Origin of the sequence: Candidatus Pelagibacter sp. RS40, assembly GCF_002101295.1 — a bacterium.
In the GTDB taxonomy this organism is placed as follows: Bacteria; Pseudomonadota; Alphaproteobacteria; order Pelagibacterales; family Pelagibacteraceae; genus Pelagibacter.
In genome coordinates, this window is sequence record NZ_CP020778.1 from 23,760 (window position 1) to 47,043 (window position 23,284).

General features: G+C 26.5%; 24 protein-coding genes. 10 read left to right on the forward strand and 14 right to left on the reverse strand.

The genetic code is table 11. The features are described 5' to 3' along the window. Genes trkA through B8063_RS00145 form a run of 3 tightly spaced genes read right to left on the reverse strand, consistent with a single transcriptional unit; the run spans position 1 to position 4,510 of the window. On the reverse strand, positions 1-1,374 hold the full coding sequence (gene trkA, locus B8063_RS00135) for a Trk system potassium transporter TrkA (protein ID WP_085068344.1): 1,374 nt from the start codon (positions 1,372-1,374) through the stop codon (positions 1-3). Next, the gene (locus B8063_RS00140; protein ID WP_085068346.1) at positions 1,375-2,730 is read right to left on the reverse strand and encodes a sigma-54-dependent transcriptional regulator; all 1,356 of its coding nucleotides are present in this window, start codon (positions 2,728-2,730) and stop codon (positions 1,375-1,377) included. A 4-nt stretch (positions 2,731-2,734) separates the two neighbouring features. Then, entirely contained in the window at positions 2,735-4,510 is a 1,776-nt protein-coding gene (locus B8063_RS00145; protein ID WP_085068348.1) for a sensor histidine kinase, read from the reverse strand. A gap of 36 nt (positions 4,511-4,546) precedes the next feature. Here B8063_RS00145 and ispF point away from each other — a divergent pair, with 36 nt between their 5' ends. Genes ispF through B8063_RS00160 form a run of 3 tightly spaced genes read left to right on the forward strand, consistent with a single transcriptional unit; the run spans position 4,547 to position 6,607 of the window. Beyond that, on the forward strand, positions 4,547-5,653 hold the full coding sequence (gene ispF / locus B8063_RS00150) for a 2-C-methyl-D-erythritol 2,4-cyclodiphosphate synthase (RefSeq protein WP_085068350.1): 1,107 nt from the start codon (positions 4,547-4,549) through the stop codon (positions 5,651-5,653). Beyond that, complete coding sequence (locus B8063_RS00155; protein WP_085068352.1) at positions 5,646-6,146, forward strand: phosphatidylglycerophosphatase A family protein; 501 nt, start codon at positions 5,646-5,648, stop codon at positions 6,144-6,146. Before ispF ends, B8063_RS00155 begins: the two co-directional genes overlap by 8 nt. Further along, on the forward strand, positions 6,116-6,607 hold the full coding sequence (locus tag B8063_RS00160) for a CinA family protein (RefSeq protein WP_085068354.1): 492 nt from the start codon (positions 6,116-6,118) through the stop codon (positions 6,605-6,607). Before B8063_RS00155 ends, B8063_RS00160 begins: the two co-directional genes overlap by 31 nt. A 41-nt stretch (positions 6,608-6,648) precedes the next feature. Here the strand turns inward: B8063_RS00160 and B8063_RS00165 are convergent, their stop codons facing one another. From B8063_RS00165 to tpiA, 8 genes are read right to left on the reverse strand one after another with little or no spacing between them, the layout of a single operon-like run. After that, positions 6,649-7,086, reverse strand: coding sequence for a type II toxin-antitoxin system RatA family toxin (locus B8063_RS00165; RefSeq protein ID WP_085068356.1), 438 nt, complete (start codon positions 7,084-7,086; stop codon positions 6,649-6,651). Then, a complete protein-coding gene (lipA, locus tag B8063_RS00170; RefSeq protein WP_085068358.1) occupies positions 7,086-8,018 on the reverse strand; it encodes a lipoyl synthase in 933 nt (310 codons plus the stop codon). The genes B8063_RS00165 and lipA overlap by 1 nt, the downstream gene beginning before the upstream one ends. After that, the gene (locus tag B8063_RS00175) at positions 8,008-8,310 is read right to left on the reverse strand and encodes an FtsB family cell division protein (protein WP_085068360.1); all 303 of its coding nucleotides are present in this window, start codon (positions 8,308-8,310) and stop codon (positions 8,008-8,010) included. The genes lipA and B8063_RS00175 overlap by 11 nt, the downstream gene beginning before the upstream one ends. Before the next feature lie 2 nt (positions 8,311-8,312). Further along, positions 8,313-9,566, reverse strand: coding sequence for a phosphopyruvate hydratase (eno, locus tag B8063_RS00180; protein WP_085068362.1), 1,254 nt, complete (start codon positions 9,564-9,566; stop codon positions 8,313-8,315). Next, the gene (kdsA, locus tag B8063_RS00185) at positions 9,566-10,393 is read right to left on the reverse strand and encodes a 3-deoxy-8-phosphooctulonate synthase (RefSeq protein WP_085068364.1); all 828 of its coding nucleotides are present in this window, start codon (positions 10,391-10,393) and stop codon (positions 9,566-9,568) included. The genes eno and kdsA overlap by 1 nt, the downstream gene beginning before the upstream one ends. Next, positions 10,383-12,005, reverse strand: coding sequence for a CTP synthase (locus B8063_RS00190; RefSeq protein ID WP_085068366.1), 1,623 nt, complete (start codon positions 12,003-12,005; stop codon positions 10,383-10,385). The genes kdsA and B8063_RS00190 overlap by 11 nt, the downstream gene beginning before the upstream one ends. 40 nt (positions 12,006-12,045) lie before the next feature. After that, entirely contained in the window at positions 12,046-12,348 is a 303-nt protein-coding gene (secG, locus tag B8063_RS00195) for a preprotein translocase subunit SecG (protein WP_085068368.1), read from the reverse strand. 5 nt (positions 12,349-12,353) lie between these two features. Continuing rightward, a complete protein-coding gene (gene tpiA / locus B8063_RS00200; RefSeq protein WP_232311396.1) occupies positions 12,354-13,106 on the reverse strand; it encodes a triose-phosphate isomerase in 753 nt (250 codons plus the stop codon). 59 nt (positions 13,107-13,165) lie between these two features. Here tpiA and B8063_RS00205 point away from each other — a divergent pair, with 59 nt between their 5' ends. The 7 genes from B8063_RS00205 to gltX all read left to right on the forward strand — a co-directional run bounded on the left by B8063_RS00205 (position 13,166) and on the right by gltX (position 20,575). Further along, positions 13,166-14,587 carry a SurA N-terminal domain-containing protein gene (locus B8063_RS00205; protein WP_085068370.1) on the forward strand — a complete coding sequence of 474 codons (1,422 nt, stop codon included), beginning with the start codon at positions 13,166-13,168 and terminating at the stop codon, positions 14,585-14,587. Continuing rightward, positions 14,587-16,044, forward strand: a complete 1,458-nt coding sequence (gene trpE, locus B8063_RS00210; RefSeq protein WP_085068372.1) for an anthranilate synthase component I — start codon at positions 14,587-14,589, stop codon at positions 16,042-16,044. The genes B8063_RS00205 and trpE overlap by 1 nt, the downstream gene beginning before the upstream one ends. Before the next feature lie 2 nt (positions 16,045-16,046). Beyond that, positions 16,047-16,613 (forward strand): anthranilate synthase component II, encoded by a 567-nt coding sequence (locus B8063_RS00215; protein WP_085068374.1) that lies wholly within the window; start codon positions 16,047-16,049, stop codon positions 16,611-16,613. 1 nt (position 16,614) lies between these two features. Next, a complete protein-coding gene (gene trpD / locus B8063_RS00220; RefSeq protein ID WP_085068376.1) occupies positions 16,615-17,607 on the forward strand; it encodes an anthranilate phosphoribosyltransferase in 993 nt (330 codons plus the stop codon). After that, positions 17,600-18,391, forward strand: coding sequence for an indole-3-glycerol-phosphate synthase (locus B8063_RS00225; protein ID WP_085068378.1), 792 nt, complete (start codon positions 17,600-17,602; stop codon positions 18,389-18,391). The genes trpD and B8063_RS00225 overlap by 8 nt, the downstream gene beginning before the upstream one ends. Positions 18,392-18,476: 85 nt before the next feature. Next, positions 18,477-19,157, forward strand: coding sequence for a transcriptional repressor LexA (lexA, locus tag B8063_RS00230; protein WP_085068380.1), 681 nt, complete (start codon positions 18,477-18,479; stop codon positions 19,155-19,157). A 23-nt stretch (positions 19,158-19,180) separates the two neighbouring features. Beyond that, positions 19,181-20,575, forward strand: a complete 1,395-nt coding sequence (gene gltX, locus B8063_RS00235) for a glutamate--tRNA ligase (RefSeq protein WP_085068382.1) — start codon at positions 19,181-19,183, stop codon at positions 20,573-20,575. On the opposite strand, the gene lpxB is transcribed toward gltX, so the two are convergent. Genes lpxB through lpxA form a run of 3 tightly spaced genes read right to left on the reverse strand, consistent with a single transcriptional unit; the run spans position 20,558 to position 23,261 of the window. Further along, positions 20,558-21,691 carry a lipid-A-disaccharide synthase gene (lpxB, locus tag B8063_RS00240; protein ID WP_085068384.1) on the reverse strand — a complete coding sequence of 378 codons (1,134 nt, stop codon included), beginning with the start codon at positions 21,689-21,691 and terminating at the stop codon, positions 20,558-20,560. The two genes, gltX and lpxB, sit on opposite strands and share 18 nt — an antisense overlap. Next, on the reverse strand, positions 21,688-22,479 hold the full coding sequence (lpxI, locus tag B8063_RS00245) for a UDP-2,3-diacylglucosamine diphosphatase LpxI domain-containing protein (protein WP_085068386.1): 792 nt from the start codon (positions 22,477-22,479) through the stop codon (positions 21,688-21,690). Before lpxI ends, lpxB begins: the two co-directional genes overlap by 4 nt. Continuing rightward, positions 22,476-23,261, reverse strand: coding sequence for an acyl-ACP--UDP-N-acetylglucosamine O-acyltransferase (gene lpxA / locus B8063_RS00250; protein ID WP_085068388.1), 786 nt, complete (start codon positions 23,259-23,261; stop codon positions 22,476-22,478). Before lpxA ends, lpxI begins: the two co-directional genes overlap by 4 nt. Between the last annotated feature and the right edge of the window lie 23 nt (positions 23,262-23,284).

Consider the following 23,284-nt stretch of genomic DNA (forward strand, 5'->3'; position numbering starts at 1 on the left):
TTAAATAGAGCTTATTCTGAACAAATTTTCTACGGTGGGTAATTGATCTCTTTTAGAGAGTAATACAATTATATCATTTTTTTGAAATTTATAGTTTGAGCTAGGTTTTATGAACTCATCTCCTCTAAGTATAGATCCAATTCTTATATCGTCTGGAAGATCAGAGTCTTTTAATTCTTTGTTTATTAAATCAGAAGATTCTAATATTTCTGCTTCAATAACTTCATAATCACCATTCAAGATTGTATAAGCATTTTCTATAGTGCCTTTGTGCACATGTTTAAGAATACTTGAAACTGTATCCATTCTTGGGTCAATCATGTCATCTATTTTCAAAGATGTTTGTAAAAGAGAATAATTTGGTTTATTTATTAAGGCCATTGTTCTTTTATCTTTAGAAAACTTTTCTACAAGCACGCTTACCATTAAATTATCCTCATCATCATTGGTTAAAGCTAATACTGTCTCTACTTCATCTATATTAGCTTCATTTAATACATCTTCATCAAGTCCATTACCATTGATAACAATTGTGTCATTTAAATCATTAGCAATTAATTCTGCTCTTTCTTTGCTTTTCTCTATTATTTTTACTCTTGCAGACTCAAAGGTTTCTTCGATATTTTTAGCTAAGTTAAAACCAATATTTCCTCCACCAATAATAAGTATTTTATTTGATTTTTTTTCGTTATGGCCAAAAACTTTTAGAGTTTCCTCCATTTGATTTGAGCTTACCATAACATAAGCTTTGTCGTTGTGTTCTAAGGAGTCGTTTTTCTTTAAAATTTTAAATTCATCTTTTCTTATAACTCCTAAAATATATGCATTTAATTTAGGAAATTTTTTTGTAAGATCGTTCAGTTTAATGCCATTTATTGGACAGTTATCATCTATTAGTATCTCTAAAAGTCTAATTTTATTTTCTACAAATGGTACATTATCTAGGGCACCTGGAGCTTCTAGTTTTCTTTGTATAGATTTTGCTATTTCTAACTCTGGTGAAATAACATAATCGATAGGCAAATTTTCCCTATTGAATAATGAAGAAAATTTTGGATCTAAATATTCTTGAGACCGGATCCTTGCAATTTTTTTTGGGACTTTAAAAATTGAATATGCTATTTGGCAGATTAACATATTGATCTCATCATTTCTAGTGACTGCAATAATCATATCAGCATCGCTAGTATTAGCTCTTTCTAAAACTGACGGGGAAGTTGCTTTTCCAACTATAGCTTTAACATCAAGGCTATCATTTATTTTCTGTATATCGTCACCAGATTGATCAATTACTGTAATTGAGTGATTTTGTTCAGTTAATAATTTCGCTATTGTAGAACCGACTCTGCCGGCTCCACATATGATAATATTCATTTAATTAAGATCCTTTACACCTAAAATTTTCAGCTTTCTATGTAAGGCTGATCTCTCCATACCTACAAATTTGGCAGTTTTTGATATATTGCCACCAAATTTTTTTATTTGTGAAATTAAGTATTCTTTTTCAAACGTCTCTCTTGCTTCTCTAAGTGGCACTGAAAGAGTATCTGTTACAGAAAAGTTTTCATCTAAAGATCTAGATAGTGACTCTTTTATAATATTTATTATCTTGTCCTGATTATCTCCAGGTGAAAGTATTGCTATACGTTCAATTAAATTTCTTAATTCTCTTACATTGCCAGGCCAATCATAATTAAGAAGATAATTGTTATCTTTTATTGAAAATTTTTTGTATCTATACGTATTGCATATATTTACTATAAAATAATCAATAAGTAATGGAATATCCTCAATTCTCCTAGTTAATGGATCAATTTTGATATTAAAAACGTTTAATCTGTGAAAAAGATCTTCTCTAAAATTTCCATTTTTAATTTCAGTTAATATATCTTTGCTAGTTGAGCAAAAAATTCTTACATCCACTTTAATGTCATGATTACCATTTAATCTTTTAAATTTTTGATCAATGATTACTCTTAAAATCTTAGATTGCGTTTCTAAAGGAATTTCTGTTACTTCATCAATTAGCAATACACCTCCAGATGCTTTTTCAAATGCACCATACAAAATAGAACCATCTTTTTTTTCTTCACCAAAAAGTTCCAATTCATATTTTTTTGTATCCAGCAAGGCTCCATTTATAATTACAAAAGGACCCTTGTTTCTTTTTGATTTTTTATATATTTTCCTTGCGACTAATTCTTTTCCTGAGCCTGTTGGGCCATTTATAAATACTCTACTTTCGGATTGCGAAAGTTTTTCAATTTGATCTTTAATAGACAGAATATTGTTACTTTTGCCAATAAGATCAAAAGAATGAAATAATTTGTTATTTAAATTTTTATTTTCTTTTTTGAGATTAAAATTTTCAACCGCTCTATTTACGAAATTTAACAATCTATCCTTGTCAAAAGGTTTTTGTATAAATTCAAAAGCTCCAGATTTTAAAGAGTTAATTGCCATCTCAATATTTGCATGGCCGGAGATCATAATCACAGGTATATCATTATTTTTTTGTTTAATATGGTCTAAAAGTTGAATACCGTCGTTATCTCCTTTGTCTAACTTAACATCAATTATTGCAACATCTGGAAGTTTTTTATCTATTTCTAATAAAGCTTGATTAAAATTTGCAGCTAACCTAGTTTTATATCCAGCATCTTTTATTAGCTCGTCTAATATAAGTCTTATATCTGAATTATCGTCAATTATTAAAATTTCAACCGACATCTAATTATTTATTTGGTAATATAATTTGTACTTTTGCACCATTTTTATGATTTAAAAATTGTATTGATCCATTGTGATCACTTATAATTTTATCTACAATTGAAAGTCCTAAACCTGTTCCTTTTTTTTTAGTTGTAAAATATGGTTTTATTAACTCTTTAGTTTTTTTGTTTTTAAAACCGGTCCCACTGTCAATAACATTGACAATTATATAGTCTCTTCTTTGCCTTATTTCTATATCTATATTTTTGTCAATTTTACTGTCTTTTTCGGTCTTCTCTTGAATACTTTCCAAGGAATTTTTAATCAAATTAAAAAATAATCTATTAAATTGTTCTAAATCAAAATTAATGTTTACGTCTTTTGACAAATGATTAATTAGTTTGATTTTAATATTTGAGTCTATTTTATTAATCAGGTTTATATTTTCATTAATAACTCTATTTAAATTATTTTTTTTTAATAAGGGCTTTGGCATTCTTGCAAAATCTGAAAATTCATTTACTAATTTTTCAATTTGTTGAATTTGTTTTTGTATTGTTTGAAGATTGTTTTTAAATTTATCTTGATTATCTAATTCAATATTTTTTAAGTACTTTGACTTAATATTATCAACTGTCAACTGTATAGGAGTTAGTGGATTCTTAATTTCGTGAGCAAGTTTTCTTGCAACATTTTCCCATGCTTCATGTCTTTCAGAAGTAAGTAATTTTTCTTGTTGGCTTTTTAGTCTGTCTATCATTAAATTAAAATTTTTATTTAAAAGCTCCATCTCTTTATCAGCTTTTAACTCTGGTACTTTAGTGTCTAAATTTCCCTTACCAATTTTTTCTGATGCTGAAATTAAATTATTAATTGATATAAAGAATCTAGATGAAAATCTAATAGCTATTGTAATCGATAAAAATAATAATAATGTAACTAAGGCTATATATATTAGAGCAAAAGAAATTCTTATACCTAAACTTTGATTTTCAACTGTATAATAAAAATTTACAGCTTCTTCAGACTGTATTAAATATTGAGATATATTTTTATCGATTAATTTTACTACATATAAAAATGTATCATTATAATTAGTCAATCTAATTACTGCTGCAGATTTATTCTCAAATGTATTTATTATTTTTAATGGCCTGTCATCATTTAAAACCATTTTTATAGCTCTGTCTTCAATTTTTTTATAGGGAGAGTTGGCTGCAGAAATAATTAAATCTCCGTTTCCATTTATTAAATGTAGTTGGTCAATATCTCTTATAACTCTTTGGGTATTTAATAAAGATTGAAATCTTTGAGGATTTTCATCTATCAAATTTGAGTATTTATTTAAGTCGAAAGCAATTAAAATTATTTCAGATTCAATTTTATTTCTTTTTTCTTCAACATAATTTTTTGCTATTTCATATGAATTATTTACTGCAGATGTAATTTTTGTGTCAAAATATTTATCTAAAGCAAATGAAAAAATAAATAAAGAAAATATAGAAATTAATAATGATGGAATTAATGTAAATAATCCAAATGAAATGATATACTTTTTATTTGCTATTGCGCCTTTTACATTTATGTTATTTTTAATTGAATTTTTGATATCTAAAAAAATTAAAACAAAAAAAATTATCAATAGTATAAAGTTAAATATTAATAAGATTTGAAGATTATTTTCATTCAGATTAATAAAACTTTTGCCTATAAATGTTAAAAAAGTTAAGAAACCTAATGATAGTGTAAAAATAAAAATTATTATTATAAACAAATTTCTTTTTAACAAAGCAAACATAATTTAAAGGTATATTACTACTTATAAAATATTAACATGAGCGACTGTTTTATACTACTTGCGGCGGGTAAAGGTAAGAGATTTAAATCTAATACCCTTAAACAATTTCATATTTTAAATGGAAAACCGTTAATTTATCACTCTATAGAAAAGGCAATAAAATCAAAGATATTCAAAGAAGTAATTGTAGTAACAAATTCAAAAATAAAAAAACCAAAAGATAAAATTGTAAAAGTAATAAAAGGTGGTTTGGAGCGGTTTGAGTCATCAAAGAGAGCGCTTGAATATATTAAAAATAAGAAATTTAAAAATGTATATATTCACGATGCTGCTAGACCAAATTTTTCAATTAAATTATTAAAAAGATTAAATAGAGAATTAAATAATAATAAAGCAGTAGTTCCTTATACTAATACTGATCATTCTGTAAAATATAGAGAGGGAGCAAATATATTTAATCTGAAAAGAGAAAACTTAATATTAACCCAAACCCCTCAGTGTTTTGATTTTAAAACACTCTACAAATTATCAAATAATAATAAAAAATACATATCAGATGAAGCAACATTATTTATAAAAAACAATTTAAAAATCAAATTTATTAAAGGAGAAAAAGATAACATTAAAATCACCACTACTAAGGATTTAGGAAAAATTAAATTAAAAACTTTTTATGGAATTGGATTTGATATTCATAGATTGGTAAAAGGTAAAAAACTATATTTGGGTGGTATACACATTCCTTATCATTCAGGTTTAAAAGGACATTCTGATGGAGATGTTATTATTCACTCAATTATAGATGCGCTATTAGGATGTATGAAAAAAAATGATATAGGAACACTATATCCGAACAATGACTTAAAATATAAAAACATTAGATCAACTAAAATGCTTAAGCCAATTTTAGAAACTTTAAAAAAAGAGAACTATAATTTAAATAATATTGATATTAACTTAATTTGTGAAAAGCCAAGTGTTGCAAAGAATAGAGGCAAAATAATAAAATCTTTATCAAAATTACTACAAATCAAAAAATACAAAATAAATCTCAAAGGTAAAACGGTTGAAAAATTAGGAATTATAGGTAAAGAAAAAGCTATTGCATGTGAGGTTGTGGTTTCAGTTTCTAATTATGATTAAAAAATTTAATTCTATTTTTGTTACAATGTTTTCTCTAGGAAGAATTGGTTTTCTTCCTGGCACGTTTGGATCACTAGCAACTGTAATATTTTTATTTGTCTGCTTTCATATTCTAAATATTTCTTCAAATATAATTTTAATTATTTTAGTTATTACTTTTGTGTATTCGTTTATAGCAATTAAAAATTACACTGAAAATAATGAAAATAAAGATCCAAGAGAAATAATTATTGATGAATTTATTGGTCAGGCAATTCCAATATATCTTTATGAAATATCTCATGGTACAGAAAAAACAATGGATCAGGCACTTATCATTTATACTGTGTGTTTTATACTATTTAGGTTTTTTGATATATTAAAACCATTTCCGGTTAGTTATTTTGACAGAAAACACAAAAATAGTTTTGGTGTTGTAATGGACGATGTTTGTGCTGGTCTTTATGTTGTTTTATCATTGATATGCTTTATGATTTTAAAAAGCCTAATTTAATTATGAAAGATCTAGTTAATAAACTCCAAAAGAAAAAGTTCAAAATATCTTTTGCTGAATCATGTACTGGTGGCATGCTAGCCGTAGCGATTACCTCAATTAGTGGAGCTTCTAAAATATTTAATCTTGGCCTAATCACCTATTCCAATGATGCAAAAATCAATATTTTAAAGGTAAATGAAAAGATAATTAAAAAATACGGCGCTGTTAGTTCAGAGTGTTGTGAAGCTATGGTCAAAAATTTATCTAAGATCTCTAAAGCTGATGTAAATGTATCAATAACTGGAATAGCAGGACCAAAAGGAGGCACAAAGTCTAAACCGGTAGGGCTAGTTTATATAGGTGTTAAAAAATCAAATAAATTGATTATAACAAAAAATATTTTTAAACAAAAAAAAAGAAAAGATATTCAAAAAGCAACAGTAAAAAGAGCCTTATACTTAGTTGATTCTTTAATTTAATTGATACTTTTAAATTTTAAAAATTATAAAAAAAATATGTTTTATATTGTTTCTGCTCTTTTTTGAAAAGCATCAGCAATCTTATTTAACCCAAATTCAAATGACTTAGTCATAATAATATTTAAAAACTTATTTTTTATTTCAAAATCCACATCAAATATAACCTCAGTAAAATTGTCTTTTTGAACAAATTTCCAATTATTTTCTAAATAGTTCAATGGTCCATCTATATTTGTTACATGAATATGATCCTGGTTCTTTATGTACTTAACATCGCTTTTGTATGTATCTACAAAAGGTTTTTTTCCAATTGTCAAATCAGCAATAATATTTACAACATTATTATCTTCTTTTTTTTCATAAACTTTCGAGTCAATGCAGAATGGAATAAATTCTGGATATTTTTCAATATCTAAGACAAAATTAATTAGCTTAGCTTTATCACGTTCAATTAAACGTGTTACAGATGCTTTTGGCATTAGTTGATAATATTTCTATTTTTTTTCAGTTTATCAAAATCATCATCAGCGTGGTAAGATGATCTCGTTAATGGTGATGATGTCACTAGAAGAAATCCTTTTGATTTAGCAATTCTTCCTAACTCATCAAATTCATCTGGATGATAATATCTATTCAATGGGAAATGTTTTACAGACGGTTGTAGGTATTGTCCAATTGTTAAAAAATCTACTTCTGCCGATCTTAGATCATCCATTACTTGAATGATTTCATCTTTTGTTTCTCCAAAACCAACCATTAATCCTGACTTAGTAAAAACTTTTTTGTTAAATTTTTTTGAATTTTTTAAAAGCTCTAAAGATCCAAAATATCTAGCTCCTGGTCTTACTTTTAAGTACATACTTGGAACTGTTTCTATATTGTGATTGAAAACATCAGGGTTAGCTTCTAAAACTTTTTTGTATGCCTCCCCTTTTCTTAAAAAATCAGGAGTTAAAACTTCGATTGTGGTATTTGGATTTTTATTTCTAGTTGCAATTATAACATCGTGGAAATGATTTGATCCACCATCAGGGAGATCATCTCTATCAACTGAGGTAATAACTACGTGTTTTAAATTTAATTTTTTTACTGCATTAGCAATTTTAATAGGTTCATATTTATCAAGTTTTTCAGGCTTACCTGTTTTTACATCACAGAAGGCACAAGCTCTAGTACATGTATCACCCATAATCATTAGTGTTGCATGTCTTTTGCTCCAACATTCTGTAATATTTGGACAATTTGCCTCCTGACAAACAGTGATTAAATTATCTTTATTTACTACTGTCTTAGTTAAGAAAAATTCCTTACTGTTCAAAAGTTTAGATCTTATCCAATGAGGTTTCTTTTTTATTGGATTTGCTGGTTTATTTACTTTTTCAGGATGTCTAGGTCTAATTTTATTTTCCATCAATTTTAATTATATAGGTAGTTTCACCAGGTTTTCCAAATAAAAATTTTTCTCTAATTAAAATTTCTATAAAATCTAAATCTAAATTATCAGTTAATAAGGAATTTTTTTGCTCTAAATCACTAATTTTGAGTCTTAAATTACTCTCTTTTAATTTTAGTTCTTTATATATTTCTTGTTTTTCTAAATTTGATATTAATCCCCTGTTCCCATCTAACAAGTTAAAGAGAAAATATATAAACAAAAATGTGATTATAAGTAAATAATAATTTTTTTTTATTTTATCTAACATTTTTAAATTGTATTCATTTTTGAATATGTTCCAAGTTTCTCCTGTATACGTATTAGCTGATTATATTTTGAAACCCTCTCTGACCTTGCTAATGAACCTGTTTTGATTTGATTTGAATTTGTACCAACTGCAAGATCTGCGATAAAAGTATCTTCACTGTCACCTGATCTATGTGAAATAATTGTATTATAACCTATTAATTGTGCAAATTTAATTACTTCAAGTGTCTCTGTTACAGTACCAATTTGATTTAATTTAATTAAAATTGAATTAGCTGATACATTTAAAAATCCAACTTTTAATCTTTCTAAATTAGTTACAAATAAATCATCCCCCACTATTTGTACTTTTCGTGTTTTGCTTAAAAATTTAGTCCATGCATTCCAATCATTTTCTCCAAACGGATCTTCGATTGATTTAATTTTAAATTTATTGATTAGTTTTAAGTAATTTTTAATAGATTTATCAACAGAAATAAATTTTTTAGAGTGAATTGAATACTTTTTATTTTTAATTAGCTCATTAGCAGCGACATCCAAACAAATTGAAATATCTTTTCCATTTTTAAATCCAGACAAATTGATTGCTTTTACTATAAGTTTTAATGCACTTTCATTATCATTAATCATTGGTGCAAAACCACCTTCATCACCTACAGATGTTGAGTGTCCCATTTGTTTAATTAATTTTTTCAAATTATTTATTACTATGAAACACATTCTTATGGCTTCAGAGAAAGACTTTGCCCTATCAGGTCTAATCATAAATTCTTGGATTCTAAGTCCATTATTCGCATGAGCACCACCATTAATTATATTCATTAATGGATATGGGAGCTTGTAATTACTTTTAACTAGAAAATTTTTATATAAGGGTATTTTTTTTATTTTTGCTGATAATTTTTTTGCAGCCATAGAAACAGCCAATATAGCATTAGCGCCTATTTTTTTTTTCTGTTTGGTACCATCCAATTTAATTAAAATATGATCAATTCTCTCTTGATTATGAATATTTTGATTTTTTAATTTTTTTGAGATTACAGAATTTATATATTTAATAGGAATAAAAACACTTTTACCGAGATATTTTTTATTGGCTTTATCTCTTTTTTCAAATGCCTCATATGTTCCGGTAGATGCTCCAGATGGACAAATTGAACTTGAGCTTAAATTTTTAACAAATATCTCTGCTTCAACTGTTGGGTTGCCTCTACTATCAAAAACTTGTCTTGCAACAACTTTTGTAATTTTGCTCATTAATTTTTTTTAATTAAATTATCTATTTCTACAATTTGGTTAATTAAACCATCTAGTTTATCTAGTGGCACCATGTTCGGCCCATCTGATGGAGCATTATCTGGATCTTGGTGGGTTTCTAAAAAGATTGCAGCTATTCCAACAGCAACGGCAGCTCTTGATAAATATTCAACAAATTCTCTCTGTCCTCCGCTTTTATCACCTTGACCACCAGGTTGTTGTACAGAATGTGTTCCATCAAAAACTATTGGATAACCATTTTTAGCCATTATAGGTATTGACCTCATATCAGATACTAGCGTGTTGTACCCAAAGCTGGCTCCTCTCTCAGTTACAAGAATTTTTTCATTACCACTTTCAGATATTTTTTTTGTGACATTAACCATATCCCATGGAGCTAAAAATTGACCTTTTTTTACATTAATAACTTTTTTAGTTTTTGCTGCAGCAACTAATAGATCTGTTTGTCTACAAAGAAATGCTGGAATTTGCAGAACATCTACATGAGGTGCAACAAGTGAACATTGATCTTCATTATGAATATCTGTTAGGACTGGAATATTATTCTCTTTTTTTATTTTATCAAAAATAGGTAAAGATTTCTCTAGACCAGCCCCTCTTTTTCCCTGTAAGCTCGTTCGATTGGCTTTATCAAATGAGGTTTTGTAGATTAAACCTATTTTATATTTTTCAGTAATTTCTTTAATTTTACCAACCATATCCATTGCGTGTTGCTCTGTCTCCAATTGGCATGGGCCAGCGATTAAACAAATTTTATTTTTGTTTGAAATTTCAATTCCGTTACAATTTACTATTTTATTTTGCATAATTAGACTTGCTTGCTTTAATAAAGGATGAAAATAAAGGATGAGGATCCAAAGGTCTAGATTTAAATTCTGGGTGAAACTGAACACCAATAAACCATGGATGACTATTTAATTCAATAATCTCAGGCAATTTATTGTCAGGTGACATGCCAGAAAAAATTAAACCATTTTTTTCAAATTTCTCTCTCAAATTATTATTTACTTCGTATCTATGACGGTGCCTTTCTTTTATTTTTGATGATTTATATATTTTTTTTATGGCAGAATTATTTTTAAGCAAAGCTTCATATATACCAAGCCTCATTGTGCCACCTAAATTTCTATCTGTGCCTTTTATAATTAAACCATCTTTGCTCCACTCATTTATCAATCCGATTACTGGATAAATTCTTTTATCAAGTTCAGTTGATCCTGCGTTTTTGATTTTTAGTACATTTCTAGCAAATTCTATTACTGCCATTTGCATTCCAAAGCAGATACCTAAAAAAGGTATTTTTTTTTCGCGTGCATACTTAATACAAGCTATCTTACCCTCAGTACCTCGCTTTCCAAAACCTCCTGGTATCAATATACCAGAGACATTTTTTAATTTTTTTCTTATGTTGTTTGATTTTAATTTATCTGATTCAATTCTTATTAAATTAATTTTAACTTTATTCTGGATTCCACCATGTGTTAAAGCTTCATCTAAAGATTTATAAGCATCTTTTAAGTTCACATACTTCCCGATTATTGCAATATTAACTGTTTTTCTTGTATTTAAAACTGTATTTGTAATTTTTTTCCAAGGTTTAAGATTTGGTTTTCTCCTTGATCTTAAATTAAAATATTTAAGAACTTGTTTATCTAATTTCTGATTAAAAAAACTTATAGGAGCTTCATAAATAGTTTTTACATCTATAGTTTCTATTACGTTTTCTATTTGCACATTACAAAACAGTGATATTTTTCTCTTTTGATCAATCGGGATAGATTGTTCTGATCTGCATATAACAATATCAGGTTGAATACCTATACTTCTTAACTCTTTTACAGAATGTTGTGTAGGTTTGGTTTTTATTTCGTCTGAGGATTTCATAAATGGAACTAAAGTAAGGTGAATAAATAACGATTTAAGTTTTCCATTCTCATTTGAAAATTGTCTTATAGCCTCTAAAAAAGGTAAGCTTTCTATATCACCGACAGTTCCACCAATTTCACATATTACAAAATCCTCATTTGTAATATCTTTCTTGATAAATTCTTTAATCCTATCAGTTACATGTGGGATAACTTGTACAGTTTTTCCAAGATATCCACCTTTACGTTCTTTTTTTATTATGTCAGAATAAATTCTTCCTGTTGTTATATTGTCTGACTGTTTAGAAGAAATATCTGTAAATCTTTCATAGTGTCCTAAATCTAAATCTGTTTCAGCCCCATCATCAGTTACAAAAACTTCACCATGTTGAAATGGACTCATGGTGCCTGGATCAACATTTAAATACGGGTCCATTTTTCTAATACGGACTTTAAAGCCTTGTGATTTTAATAAATATCCAAGTGATGCTGATGATAATCCTTTTCCTAAAGATGATACCACGCCGCCGGTTACGAATATATATCGCGCCATGGAATTATCTTATAGACTGATTATTTAAAAATGAAAAGTACTAATTATTATTTTCTGGTACTTTTGGTGCATCGTCTGCATTTTTTTCAATTTTATCAATTACAGATGTTGTTGGAGTAAGTTCTCCCCTAGAAATAATAGTTAAACCAAGACTACAGATAATAAATAATGTTGCAATAATCGAAGTTGCTTTGGTTAAAAAATTTCCTGCTGATCTTGAAAACATAAAATTATCTTGGGATACACCTATTCCAAGAGCTCCTCCCTCTGACTTTTGGAGCAAAACAAGTACAACAAGAATTGCTGCAAGTATAATATTTAGAATTAAAAGTATATTTTCCACGAGAATTAATTAGACGTTTTTTTTATTATATCAATGAATTTTTTTGAATTAAGAGATGCCCCACCCACTAAAAGACCGCCTATGCCATCTATTTTTGAAATTTCATTTGCATTTTTGGAGTTAACAGATCCACCATATAAAATCTTTACAGAATTTTTGAATTTAAATTGTTTAAGGATTTTTTTAATTTTTTTAATATTTTTTTCTAATTCATTTCTTGAAGGAACAATTCCTGAACCTATAGACCATACAGGTTCATAGGCAATAATAATTTTATTTGTATTTTTTATACCTTTCAGACCTTTGGATATTTGTCTTTTTAAAACTTGGAATGTAATTTTTTTTTTCTTTTCATCTATTGTTTCGCCTATACAAAATATAATGCTTAATTTTTCCTTTAATACAGATTTAATTTTTTGGTTGATAAGCAAATCTGTTTCTCCCTCATTTCTATTTTCTGAATGTCCTAATATAATGTATTTTGCTCCAGCAGATTTGATGAGTTTTGCATTTACATTTCCTGTGTATGGACCATAATCGCTTTTATAATAACAGTTTTGTGCACCTATATTAAGTTTAGTATTGTTAAAATAATTTGAAAATGATTTAATCAATGTAAATGGCGGACAATAAATTATCTTAATCTTTTTATACTTTTTATTTTTAATCAAGTTTAAAACAGTTTTTACCTTTGAAATATCATTAAAATTGCCATGCATTTTCCAGTTAGCTACAAAAATCATATTAATATTTGTCATACACAATATTTTAATTTATAGGTTTGTTTTTTGTAGTTCAATATATAAACGATTTACTGATGTTAAAAAACTTAAGAGGATTTTCAAACACTAAATTAGCTGGTGTTCTAATAGCTATAATTATTGTTCCATTTGTATTTTGGGGAATGGGAAGTGTATTTAGTGGAGGCAATACTAACAATGTTGCTAAAATAAATAATAAATCAATTTCGACACAAGATTTTTTACAATATGTAAATCAGTCAAGAATTAACTTGGAGTATGTAAAAGAAAATATAGAAAATAATGTTATTGAAGAAATATTAACTGGTCTTGTCTCTAATAAATTATTAGAAATGGAAATAGAAAGCTTAAACGCATCATTGTCTGAAAACATATTAGCAAATAAAATTAGAAGTGATGAAAAATTTGTTGATGATAAAAAATCATTTTCGAGACTGAAATATGAAAAATTTCTTTTAGAGAATAATCTTACAGCGCCAATTTATGAAATAAAACTTAAGGATCAAGAATTAAAGAAAAATTTATTTGATTATGTAAGTGGAGGACTAATTTCACCATATTTTCTCAAAAATAAAATTTATATTAATGAAAACAAAGAACTCGAAATTGAATATTTCGATCTAAATCAAGTTTATAAAATCAATACATCTAAATCTGAGATCGATAAATTTATTAAAGAGAATGAAGATAATCTAAAAGAAGAATTAATAGATATTAAATATACAAAAATTACACCAAAGACACTTTTGGATATTAGTGAATTTAATGACGATTTTTTTAAAAAAATTGATGAAATAGAAAATAGTATATTTAATGGCTCTAAATTAAATGAAATTCAAAAAGCATATAATTTAAAAATTGAAGTAGTTTCAAATTTTAACAATGAGATGGATTCAGATGAGATTCTACGAGAAATATATTCTAAAAGAAAAGAGGATAACACTCAAATTATTGATAAAAATGACTTTTATCTTTTATATGAGATATCAAACGTAAAAAAAATTTTACCAGACTTAAATGATTTAAATTTTATTGAAAGAGTTAAAAATCAATTAGTGATGAAGCAAAAAATTGATTACAACAAAAAACTATTTAAAAAAATTCAAGATAAAAAATTTTCAAATGTTGAATTTTTAAAAATTGCAAAGAATGAAAGTAATATTAAAAAATTGAAAATTAATTCATCCAATTTTGATGAAACTTTTAGTAGAGAGTCGGTAGAATTATTATATTCGCTCCCTAAAAAAAGTTTTGTTTTGATTGCAGATAAAAATAATGATGTCTATTTATCTAAAATATCAAATATAAATACAAGTATGCTTAATAAAGATGCTGATAAAGTTAACGAGTATAAATTAAAGTCAAATAGTCAAGTAATGGGAGAAATATATAGTACTTATGATTTGTCTTTGAGTAAAAAATATAATGTTAAATTATTTAATAGCACGCTTGAGAGAATAAAAAATAATTTCAGATAATGCTTAATGTCAATTTTAACCAATTTAAATCTGGTTATTTAAAAAAAAAAAATCAAGTTTTATTTTTTTCTATTAATACAAAAGGTGAACAAGAAATAATTAATTTAATTAATAATCTTTTAATTGAAAAAAATAGTTTTGTTTTTGAGTCTGTAGAAAAAGGGAAAATTAAAGGTAGGTACACAATATTTGGTAGTAATCCAGATAAAATTTGGGAGTTTAATAACAATAGATGTCAAATTCTAACTGGGAACAAAAAAAAAACATTGATAGGAAATCCTAAAGAGAACATAGAAAAAATTATTGAAGAATTTAAATTTAATACACCTAAAAACTTACCTCCTATTTGTTCACTGATATCAGGTTATTTTTCTTATGACATTATCCGTTATATTGAAAGAATACCTAATAAAAATAAAGATGATTTAAACATACCTGATGCAAGAATATTACGTCCAAGAAACCTTGTAATTCACGATAACTTAAAAAGTAAGCTATATTTTATTGTCAATGTATTTAGTGACGAAAAAATTCAAAATTTAAAAACGAAATACGAAAAATCTATTCATGAAATAGAACAAATGGTTTTTTTAGCAAACTACTCCCAAAATTCATCGTTTAATGAAAAAATAATTAAATTGAGTCCTATCAAATCAAATACCTCAAAGAAAAAATTTATATCAAATGTAAAAAAAGCAAAAAAATATATTAAAATTGGTGATATTTTTCAGGTTGTTCTAAGTCAAAGATTTCAAACTAAATTAACAAAAAAACCATTAGAAATTTACAAGAAACTTAGAAAAACAAATCCATCACCATTTATGTATTTTTTTAATTTTAACGATTTTCAAATTATTGGGGCAAGTCCTGAAATTCTTGTCAGATTAAGAAATAATAAAATAACAATAAGGCCTATAGCCGGTACTAGACCAAGGGGTAAAAATAAAAAAGAAGACAATTTTTTTAAAAAAGATCTTTTACAAGATAAAAAGGAGCTTTCCGAGCATTTGATGCTTTTAGACCTTGGTAGGAATGATACGGGCAAAGTATCAAAAATAAACACTGTAAAAGTTACAGAAAGTTTTAATGTTGAAAAATATTCTCATGTCATGCACATAGTTTCGAATGTGCAAGGGGAATTTAATAATAAGTTTTCTAAATTTGACACTTTGTTGTCTGGTTTTCCTGCTGGTACTGTATCTGGAGCACCAAAAATTAGAGCAATGGAAATAATTGATGAACTTGAGAATACAAAAAGGAAAGTATACGCAGGTGGTATTGGATATTTTTCTGCAAATGGTGATTTTGATACATGTATTGCTTTAAGAACAGCATTAACTAAAAATAAAAAATTTTATGTTCAATCTGGAGCAGGTATTGTTGCTGATAGCAAACCATTAAATGAATTTAAAGAAACGGTAAATAAAGCAAAAGCTTTATTAAAAGCACTAGAATAATTATGAAAATATTACTAATTGATAACTATGACAGTTTTACATTCAATTTATATCACTATATTTCTGTTTATGCCAAAGACGTTGATGTTATAAGGAATGATAAAATTAATTCCAAAGAAATTTTAAAAAGAAAATACAAAAAAATTGTTATTTCACCTGGTCCAGGAAATCCAGATCAAGCAGGAAACTGTCTTAAAATTGTAAAGGACTTATATAAAAAAATTCCAATTTTAGGGGTTTGTTTAGGACATCAAATAATTGGTCAATCATTTGGTTCAAAAATAGTACAAGCCAAGGAATTAGTTCATGGAAAAACAAGCAAAATTTATTCCAAAAAGAGAGGGGTACTTAGAAAAATCCCAAAAATATTTGAAGCAACAAGGTACCACAGCTTAATAATAGACAAAAAAACATTATCAAATGAGCTAGAGATAACAGCTGAAACTTATGACGGTAATATCATGGGTATTAAACATAAAAAATATAATACTCATGGTGTGCAATTTCATCCTGAAAGTATAAAAACTATACATGGTTTAAAAATATTGAAAAATTTTATTAAGAATTAAAATGGATAAATTTTTAGATAAATTAAGAAATAAACAAAACTTATCTTTTGAAGAAAGTATTAATGCTTTTCAAAATTTAATGGATGGAAAAGCAAATGATGACGAAATATTCAAATTTTTGACTTACCTTTCTGAAAAAGGCGAGGTTTCAGATGAAATTGCAGGAGGTGTTGCAGTTTTGAGAGACAAAGCAACAAAAGTGAATGTGCAGAATTGCATTGATACTTGTGGAACAGGTGGTGATGGGAAAGATACATTAAATATTTCAACTGCCTCAGCTTTGTTATTGGCAAGTATGGGAGTTAAGGTTGCAAAACACGGTAACAAAGCAGTTTCGTCCAAATGTGGCTCTGCTGACGTTTTAGAGGCATTAAAAGTAAATATCAATTTAGATTCAAAAGGTGTAGAAAATCAAATAAATAAAAACCATTTTGGTTTCATGTTTGCTCCTAACTATCATAGCGCCATGAAATATGTCGGACCAACAAGAAAAAAAATTGGAAAAAGAACTATATTTAATTTAATTGGTCCATTAAGCAGTCCAGCAAAAGTTGAAAGACAAGTAGTGGGTGTATTTGATAGAAATTTACTTAAAATATTTTCTAGCGCATTAAAAAATTTAAATATCAAATTTGCCTGGGTAGTAAACAGTGAAGATGGTTTAGATGAAATATCTCCGTATCAAAAAACCCATGTTATGCAATTGAAAAGAGGAGAAATAAGTGAAATCATTATTGATCCTAAGCAATTAAATATAAAGGCTGATAATTTTCAAAAATTAGTTGGTAAAGATGCTGAATATAACTCTCAAAAAATAATTGAAATATTTAAGGGTGAAGATAATGATTTTTCTAAAGCTGTTTCTTTAAATGCTGCAGCTGGATTAATAGTTTCTGAAAAAGAAACGAACTTTAAAAATGCTTATGAAATTTCAAGAAATCATTTATTAAGTGGTAAAACACTAGAACATTTAAAAAAATTAAATTATGTCTAACAATGTTTTACAAAAAATCATCGACAAAAAGAAATTGAAACTTGAAAAGATTAAAAATGAAATATCCTTGGAAAGTATAAATGACCAAATAGAAAAAAATAATAATTTCATTGATTTTAAAAATAAAATTCAAAATAATATAAATAATAATAATTTATCAATTATTGCAGAAATTAAGAAAGCAAGTCCTTCAGCAGGTATTATAATTGAAAATTATGATCCTCTAAGTATCGCAGAGATTTATTTTAAAAATAAAGCTACATGCTTATCTATTTTAACAGAAGAAGATTACTTTTTGGGTAAATTGGATCATATTAAAAAAATTAAACAAAAAATAAATCTTCCTGTTTTATGTAAAGATTTTTTTATAGATAAATTTCAAGTTAAACTTTCAAAAAGTTATGGTGCAGATGCAATTTTGATTATTCTTGCTGGTGTAAATGAAAAAATTGCTGATGAACTTTACCAGGAAGCTATTAATCAAAAAATGTCAGTTATTGTTGAAGTTCACACAGTAGATGAAGCAAAAAAATCTCTCAAATACCATGATGCTTTAATAGGAATAAATAATAGAAATTTAAAAACTCTCGAAACAAATATTAATACAACTTATGATATTCATGATGTTCTAGTAAATCACAATGGCCCTTTAATTTCTGAAAGTGGCATTAAAAGCAAAGAAGATGTTTTAAAAATCAGAAACAGCACCAAAATAAAAACTTTTTTAATTGGTGAATCAATTCTTAAAAATTTAGATAATAACAATATTTTTTCTATTCTTTAGGCCGAAAACCTTAATTTTATTGATCTTTTTTCTATTGTGATAATTGTAGAACTTTAATAGAACATTTGTGTACACAATTTGTTCTATGCTAACTAAAAAACAAAAAAACTTACTCTTATTTATTAACAAGAAGTTGAGGTCTACAGGTGTATCCCCATCATATGAAGAAATGAAGGAATCTCTAAATCTTAAATCTAAATCAGGGATACATAGACTTATAAGTGCTCTAGAGGAAAGAGGTTTCATCAAAAGATTAGCTCACAAAGCAAGAGCTCTTGAAGTAGTCAAATTACCAGAAACTGCTTCTGCCAATGATATTTATAATAGTTTTTCACCAAGTGTAATTAGAGGTGGATTAGATGATAAAAATCTAGGGAATAAATCTGGTAGTGAAATACCAGTTTTAGGAAATATTGCAGCGGGCACTCCTGTAGAAGCTATTCAAAATGAAGTAATGAGAATTCCGATGCCAGATAACATCGAGAAAAATGGAGAGTTTTTTGGTCTAAAAGTTAAAGGCGATTCAATGATTGAAGCGGGTATTAATGATGGTGATACTGTAATAGTTAAAAAGGCTGATACTGCTGAAAATGGTAAAATTGTTGTAGCTTTGATTGATGATAATGAAGCTATGTTAAAAAGAATTCGTAGAAAAGGAAAGACTGTGGCACTAGAAAGTGCTAACAGAAATTATGAGACTAAAATTTTTGGTCCTGACAGAGTAAAAGTACAAGGCGTACTAGTATCTTTATATAGAAACTTCTAATAAAATAGTCTAAATATTTTTGGATGAAAAAAGTTGCAACTCGGTTTGCACCCTCACCTACTGGACCGTTGCATATAGGTGGAGTAAGAACTGCTTTATTTAATTGGCTATATTCAAAAAACCATAATGGAAAATTTTTTTTAAGAATTGAAGATACTGATAAAGAAAGATCAAAAGAGGAATTTAAATTACAGATTTTAAATTCTCTTAAATGGATAGGGATTAATCATGATGGAGAGGAGTATATTCAATCAAAAAATATTGAAAGTCATATTAAAGTCGTGAATAAATTATTAGAAACCGGAAATGCTTACAAATGTTATTGCTCCTCAGATGAAATAGAAGAGCAAAAACTTAGAGCTAAACAAAAAAAGATACCGTACATTTATAATAGAAAATGGAGGGATAAAAGTGAAATAGAGGCTCCTCAAGATGTAAAACCAGTAATAAGGTTTAAAAGTAAAATTGAGGGCAGCACAAAAATTAATGATTTAGTTCAAGGAGATATAGAAATTGAAAATAATACAATTGAAGATTTTATAATTTTACGTAGAGATGGAACACCAACATACAATTTATCGGCTTCAGTAGATGACCATAATATGGATATGACTCATATAATTCGAGGTGATGATCATAAAATCAATACATTTAAACAAATTCAAATTTATGAGGCGCTGCAATGGGAAAAACCTTTATTTGCGCACATACCTTTAATTCATACCTTGGAAGGTAAAAAATTATCAAAAAGAGATAATGCTTCAACAATTGATGATTACAAAAAAATTGGAATTATGCCTGATGCCCTAAGAAATTATCTTATGAGATTGGGATGGTCTTATAAAGATAAAGAAGTATTTTCTCTGGAAGAAAGTATTAAATATTTTAATTTGGAAGGTATTGGAAAATCACCTTCAAAACTTGATATGTCACGAATTTTATCAATGAATGAGTATTATATAAAAAATAAAAGTAACGATGATCTTTTCCAAAGTTTCGAGGAATATTGTAAAAATTTTAAGGAAAATATTAACAATGAAAATCTAAATATTATAAAAAAATCATTAACTTTTTTAAAAAACAAAGCAAAAACAATGGAAGATATTTATAACAATTCAAAATTTATTATAAATGATGAGATAATTATTGAAAAAGCTGAAATGAGTTTAATAACTGAGAATGCAAAAAATATAATCAAATCTTTCATGAAAAAAGTAAATGAAATAGAAGTTTTTAATAAAGAAACATTAGAACCAATAATAAATAATTTAATATCAGAGAATCAAACAAACTTTAAAGGTGTAGGACAGCCATTAAGAATTATTTTAACAGGCTCAAAATTTGGACCTGGAATATATGATATTATAATATCGTTAGGAAAAAAAAGAGTTTTAGATAGATTAAGTAAGGTAGGATAAAATTACTTTAGATGCTTGGTCACTTGCAGAGGTTGAAGACTTTAAATCATCTATAGTATTTTTAACGACAGACATTTGTTCTTTAATTAAATTAGGTTTTTTCATAAAGTAATAAAAAGTTTTATAAATCTCATTTGGATTACATTCATTCTGCAAAAGTTCTGGAATGATTTCTTTATTATTGATTATGTTGATCATATTTACATATTTAATTTTCAATAAAAATTTAGCTATATGATAATTAAAAAAATTCATTTTATAAATTATCATTGAAGGAATATTATTTTTACATACATCGATAGATACAGTTCCAGACTTCACAATCGCAAAAATTGATTTTTTTAAAACCTGAGATTTTATTTTATCATCACTAACAACTTCAACATTGGAAAGTTTTTCTGGTAATAATTTACTTTTTATCATTTCTTTAAATTTTTGAGTAGAATGAAAAATATAATGATACGAATTATCTTTTAAATTCATTTTCTTTATAAAATTAATTAATACTGGAAAAAGGATTTTAATTTCACTATCTCTACTGCCTGGAAACAAAGATACAATATTTTTTTTTTCTACAAAATTATTGATCTCAACATTTATATCCTTTTCCATGTAATCTAACAAAGGATGTCCAACAAAAGTATTTTTTAATTTTTCTTTATCAAAGAATTTTTTTTCAAAACCAAATAAAAGAAGAATATGATCAAGATATTTTTTCATTTTTTTTACTCTTCCCTCTCGCCATGCCCATACCTTTGGTGCAATAAAATGTATTGTTTTGATTTTTGGATTGATTTGTTTTACTTTTTCAGAAACACGTAAAGAGAAATCAGGGCTATCAACTGTAAGAAGAATACTTGGATTGAACTTAATGACTTTATTTACAGTTAAATCAATTTTTTTTTTTATTTTTAAAAAGTTAAATATGACATCAGTAAAAGCCATATAGGTGATATCTTTTTGATCATATATAGATTTAATTCCTAAAGATTTTAAATTATTGCCACATACACCAAGATATTCAATATCTTTTTTTTTTTCATTTAGACTCTTAATTACATTTGAAGCCAATTTATCCCCTGATGGCTCGCCTGTTAAAACAAATATCTTCTTCATATCACATGTAAAATCATTTTATTTTTATTGGAAAATTCAATTATTTTTTTTTTATCTAAAATTATATGTTGATTGTTTTTTAAAACAATACCCCTCAAACCAATTCTTTTACATTCTTTTATTGTATCAAATCCTATTGTTGGTAAATCAGCTCTTAAGTCTTGGTTTTTTTTGGGAAGCTTTATTAAAAAACCATTATTTTTTTTCACTTTACTTATTTTTGATAACATTGATTGAGTGCCTTGTTTTTTTTCATACGAAATAAGTTTATTATTTCTAATAACAGCTGCTTGAACGTGATTATGAGAATTAATTGAATACAAATATCTTATACCTTTATTAATCTCTCTCTTCTGATTTAAGTTAGGTTTTAACTTGCTATAAGTTCCTTTTTTTAAGGTTAATTCAGGATTAAATTTATTCAGTTTTAAAACTTTTATTTTATTTTCTCCTAATATTTTTATTAATTCTTTTAATATGGCTGCATCTCCAAATTTTGCTGCTTTAATAATTCTTGGCAAATAATAAATTCCTTTGAAATCAAGTTTTAATGATGAAATTTTTGGTTTTTCGATATTCCCAGCAAATATCACTTTTTTACAATTTTTACTTTTTATTAAATTTAATATTTTTCCAAATTTTCCTATACCAATATGGAAACTATTATCGAATTTTTTAAAGATATTTTTTTTTGTTAAATCAATAATAAAAAAATTTATTTTTTTTCTTTTTAGTCTTTTAATAATTAATTTTGGTAAATTTCTATTGCCGAGGAATAAACAAATCATTTATTATTCATAGGAACAGATATTGGTCTTTTTTTATCGGAATTAATAAATTTTACGATGTTATCAACATATTTATTTTCTTTTAATTCATAACCTAAATTTTCAATATTTTTTCTAAATGTATCATCACAAAAAATAATATCATATGCGCTTTGAATTTTTTTAATATCTTGATTTGAAATACCTGATCTTCTTAAACCAATTAAATTTAATCCTATTAAATAATTTCTATTTCCAAGAGATAAACCGTAAGGAATAACATCACTTAATACCCCTGTCATTCCTCCTATCATCGCAAATTCACCAATTCTAGAAAATTGATGAATCGCACAACTTCCACCTACAATTGCATGTTTATTTATTGAAACATGGCCGCCAACTTGAACATTGTTAGCAAGAACTATGTTATCATCAATTATACAATCATGTGCTACATGACAATAAACCATAAATAAATTTTTATTTCCGATTTTAGTAATACTGCCACCCTGCTCTGTGCCTGGATTTATATTCACGTACTCTCTGAATTTATTATTATCTCCAATTATTAAAGAATTTTTTTCACCTTTATATTTAAGATCTTGTGGGGGTGTTCCAATTGAACAAAATGGAAAAATCTCATTTTTTTTTCCTATTTTTGTGTTCCCAGTTATATTTACTTGTGTATGAATTATTGTATCATCACCGATCTCAACATCAGGACCAACTATAGAATATGGACCGATTTTTACATTGTTACCTATAAGTGCTTTACTATCTATTATCGCTGTTTTATGGATCACAATTAAATAAATAACAAAATTAT